General features: G+C 65.6%; 4 protein-coding genes. All 4 read right to left on the reverse strand.

Annotation, left to right across the window (positions count from 1 at the left end; all coding sequences use genetic code 11):
- Positions 1–517: Hsp70 family protein (locus tag VN419_RS13115; protein ID WP_325647667.1), on the reverse strand; the 517-nt coding region annotated here is incomplete at its 3' end.
- An 82-nt stretch (positions 518–599) separates the two neighbouring features.
- A complete protein-coding gene (grpE, locus tag VN419_RS13120; RefSeq protein WP_325647668.1) occupies positions 600–1,172 on the reverse strand; it encodes a nucleotide exchange factor GrpE in 573 nt (190 codons plus the stop codon).
- Positions 1,173–1,380: 208 nt separating this feature from the next.
- Positions 1,381–2,586 (reverse strand): aminopeptidase, encoded by a 1,206-nt coding sequence (locus VN419_RS13125; protein ID WP_325647669.1) that lies wholly within the window; start codon positions 2,584–2,586, stop codon positions 1,381–1,383.
- Positions 2,587–2,623: 37 nt separating this feature from the next.
- Complete coding sequence (locus VN419_RS13130; protein WP_325647670.1) at positions 2,624–3,667, reverse strand: diguanylate cyclase domain-containing protein; 1,044 nt, start codon at positions 3,665–3,667, stop codon at positions 2,624–2,626.
- Between the last annotated feature and the right edge of the window lie 115 nt (positions 3,668–3,782).

The following is a 3,782-nucleotide window of genomic DNA, read 5'->3' on the forward strand; positions in this document are numbered from 1 at the left end:
CCGTGGGCTCGTTGATGATGCGCTTGACCTCAAGGCCGGCGATCTTGCCCGCGTCCTTGGTGGCCTGGCGCTGGGAGTCGTTGAAGTAGGCCGGAACCGTGATGACGGCTTCGGTGACGGGCTCGCCCAGGTAGGTCTCGGCGTCCTTCTTCAGCTTCTGCAGGATGAAGGCGGAGACTTCGGGCGGGCTGTACTTCTTGCCCGCGATCTCGACCCAGGCGTCGTTGTTCTTGCCCGCAACGATCTTATAGGGGCAGTGCTCGCGCCACTTCTTGACCTCGGGGGCGTCGTACTGGCGGCCCATGAGGCGCTTGATGGCGTAGATGGTCTTGTCCGGGTTGGTGACGCTCTGACGCTTGGCGATCTCGCCGATCAGGCGCTCCTTGTCCGTGAAGGCCACGATGGACGGCGTGGTGCGCCCGCCCTCGGGGCTGGTGATGCATTTGGGGTCCTTGCCCTCCATGACGTACACGCAGGAGTTGGTGGTGCCCAGGTCGATGCCGATGATCTTGCCCATAAAATGAACCTCCGGGTGAGGAATGATGTTTGCTGTCGGGTCTTGAAGTAAGACCGCTTTTTCCGATGTAAAGGCCGGGAGCCTACTCTTGCGTGGTCTTGTTCACCAGCACCTTGGCCGGGCGGATGACGCGGCCCTTGAGCACGTAGCCGGGCTGGGCCACCTTGGCCACGCAGCCCTCGGCCTGGCCGTCCTCGCACACGGTGCCGATGGCCTCGTGCACGTTGGGATCGAAGGCCTCGCCGCAGGCGCCCACGCATTCGAGCCCGTGCTTCTTCAAGGTGTCCAGGAAGATCTTGCGGGTCATGTCCACGCCCATGACCAGGTTCTTGCACGCGGCCGCATCGCCGGCATGCTCGATGGCCAGGCCCAGGTTGTCCAGCACGGGCAGAAGGTCGGCCAGCACGCTTTCAGTCGCGTAGCGGCGCACGTCTTCCGTCTCGCGCTGGATGCGGCGCTTGAAGTTCTCGTTGTCCGCCAGGGCGCGCAGCTTGATGTCCTCGGCCTCGGCCATGACGGCGCACTTGCTGCACACGTGGGCCTTGCACAGGGCGGTCAGCTCCTCCTCGGAGAGGTCCACCCGGTTCTGCCCCACGTCTTCGGCGGCCGCCTGAGCCTGCGCGGCCGTCGTCTCGTTTTTCTCGTTCTCAGACATGCTCAATCCGTCCTTGTCATCGCCACCGGGCGTTTGCCGCCACCGGGCGTTCGGTCCGACATACGCGACGCCGGGCAGCTCACGATGAAGCTCACCCGGCGTCGCGGTCATCCACATTTGTAAGCACGGTTGGGGGCATGTCAACACGCGGCGGCGCCTGTTTCCGGCCGATGCGTGCAAAAAACTGCGCTCAGGGTGGTGCGCAGGCTCAGAGCAGGAACTGGCCGTCCTCGTAAATGGCGCGTTTGCCGCCCCCGGCAAGGCTGGCCGTGACGCGCTTCTTCTGCGTGTTCACAAGATCCCAGTGCATGCCGGAGCTGTTGAAGCCCAGCTCCTCGGCCCGCTCGGCGGTCAGTTCCTGCGCCGGTCCGGCGAAGCTGGCCGCGCTGGAGCCGCCAAGGGCTATGTGGCAGTTGCCGTCCTCGCCCCCGTAGTTCTCATCCAGGAGCGTGTGGGCCATGAAGCGCTCCACGCGGGAGATGCGCTTGTCCGTGAGGGAGAACTCGCCCACGCGCCGCGCGCCGCCATCGGAGGCCAGACGCCCGGCCAGGAAGGGTTCGCCCTGTCCCGCCTGGGCGGAGATGGCCACGCCGCCATGAAATTCCAGCCGCACCTGGGAAACCAGCCTGCCCCAGCGGATGCTCGGCTGGTCGGCGTAATACACGCCGTTGACCGTGCGCCAGTCCGGGGCGAGGTACAGCTCATAGCCCGGGATGTTGCGGCCGGTGACGCCCACGAAACGGCGCTTGGACCCGGGCGAGAGCGTCAGGTCCATGTGCGTGCTCTCGATGCGCAGGCTTTCAATTTTGAGGCTGTCCAGCCACTTGGCGATGTCGGCCAGCTCCTGCCGCACGCGCATCCATTGGCGCAGCGGATCCGGGGTATAAAGCAGGCAGGCCCTGGCCAGGCGCTCGGCGTATTCCTCAAGGGGCATGCCGCTGGCCTCGGCCAGGGCGGGGGTGGGGTACAGGCACACGGTGGAGCCGAGCAGGCCCGCGCGGCGGCGGCGGTCCAAGAGGGCCATGGCCGCAAGTTCGCTTTTTTCGCCCTGGTCGATGCTGTGCTCGTCCACTCCGCTTAAAGAGCCCAGGTCATCCGGCGCGAGGATGGTGATGACGCCCGCCGTGGCGCGGAACAGCTCATCCAGGCCCGGCTGGGCGAAGGTTAGCTGGCCGAAGCTGGAGTTGCCGAAATGCTGGACCTGCATGAAGCTTGTGGGCAGGGCCTGGGGCAGGGGGTGCAGGTGGGCGTCCATGAGTGCTGCGTACACGGCCTCGGCCAAGGGCAGGGCTTGCATGTCGAAGCGCAGGAGCACCAGTTCGCCGTTCTTGAAGGGCACCGCGCGGCTGGTGCGCACGGCCCAGACCATGATCTCGGCGTAGGAGGCGAGGTCGTCTTCAGTCAGCAGGCCCACGCGGCCTCCCGCATGTAGCTGGGCGTTGCGGGCGGCATCAGGCGGGCTCGTCGGGTTCGGGCCAGATGCGGTTGCGGCCCGCGTTCTTGGCCTTGTACAGAGCGGCATCGGCCTCGCGCACCAGGCTTTCCGGCGAATTGTCGCCCGCCGGGACGAGGCTGGCCACGCCGAGGCTCACGGTGACGATGCCGTCGGCCGGTCCCTGGGGCATGTCCGGGTGGGGCAGGGCCAAGTCCCATATTCCGCGCTGGATGCGCCGCGCGGCCTCCTGCGCGCCGCGCAGGTCCGTATCGGGCAGAAGCACAGTGAATTCCTCTCCGCCGTAGCGGGCAACCATTCTGCCGGCGCGGCGCTCCATGCGCTCCAGAGTCTCGGCCAGGGCCTTCAGGCAGCGGTCGCCTTCCAAATGCCCCCGGCAGTCGTTGTAGTGCTTGAAATGGTCCACATCGAGCATGATGAGCGCCAGGGGCTGGCCGGTGCGCCGGTTGCGGTTCCATTCCTTGTCCAGTTCGCAGTCGAAGCGGCGGCGGTTGGCCACGCCGGTGAGCCCGTCGGTGTTGCTCAGGGTCTCCAGCTTGGCGTTCATCGCCTCCAGTTCGCGGGTGCGCTCCTCCACCAGTATTTCCAGTTCACGGTTGCGCGACTGGAGGTTGCTCAAGGGATACACCTCGCCCGTCTGCACCAGGTGATAGGGGATGGAGATAGTGCTGCTGACGATCTTCCAGGCTTCGCCCTCGCGCCGGAACACCAGCACCAGGCGGGCCGTCTCCTTGGAGAGAATGGAGTCCTGCAGGGGCAGATGGATGCGGAAAAAGGCCGTGCTCATGACCACGTCGTCGCTCAAGTCCTGCAGGGCCAGGTCCAGCAGGTCGATGCGGATGCGGCCGGGCACTTCGGAGAAATCCTGCCGGGTGATCTTCACCCAGGCGTCGCGATCCTTGACGAGGAAATCGCCTCCGCCTGTGCAGCCGCTGAAATTCTCGCTGAAGTGCTCAGTCAGGCTGTCGTCGCGTCCGGCGTACTTCTCAATGTACTCGTCAAACAGGGCGCGGATGAGTTCGTGACGGTCGGGTCGAGTCAAGCGTGTCCTTTTGGGCGCGGCGCAGGCGGTTGCGGATGCGTCTCCAGGGGGAGCCGGTGGTCAGCCGGAAATGTCTTTTGCCCTGCATGCGCTGTTTAAAAACACCTTACAGGAT

The organism is Humidesulfovibrio sp. (genome assembly GCF_035560995.1).
Taxonomy (GTDB): Bacteria; Desulfobacterota; Desulfovibrionia; order Desulfovibrionales; family Desulfovibrionaceae; genus Humidesulfovibrio.

Bases quoted from the DNA above. Each gene is read 5' to 3' on its own strand.
- grpE (WP_325647668.1), bottom strand. From the start codon at position 1,172: ATGTCTGAGAACGAGAAAAACGAGACGACGGCCGCGCAGGCTCAGGCG.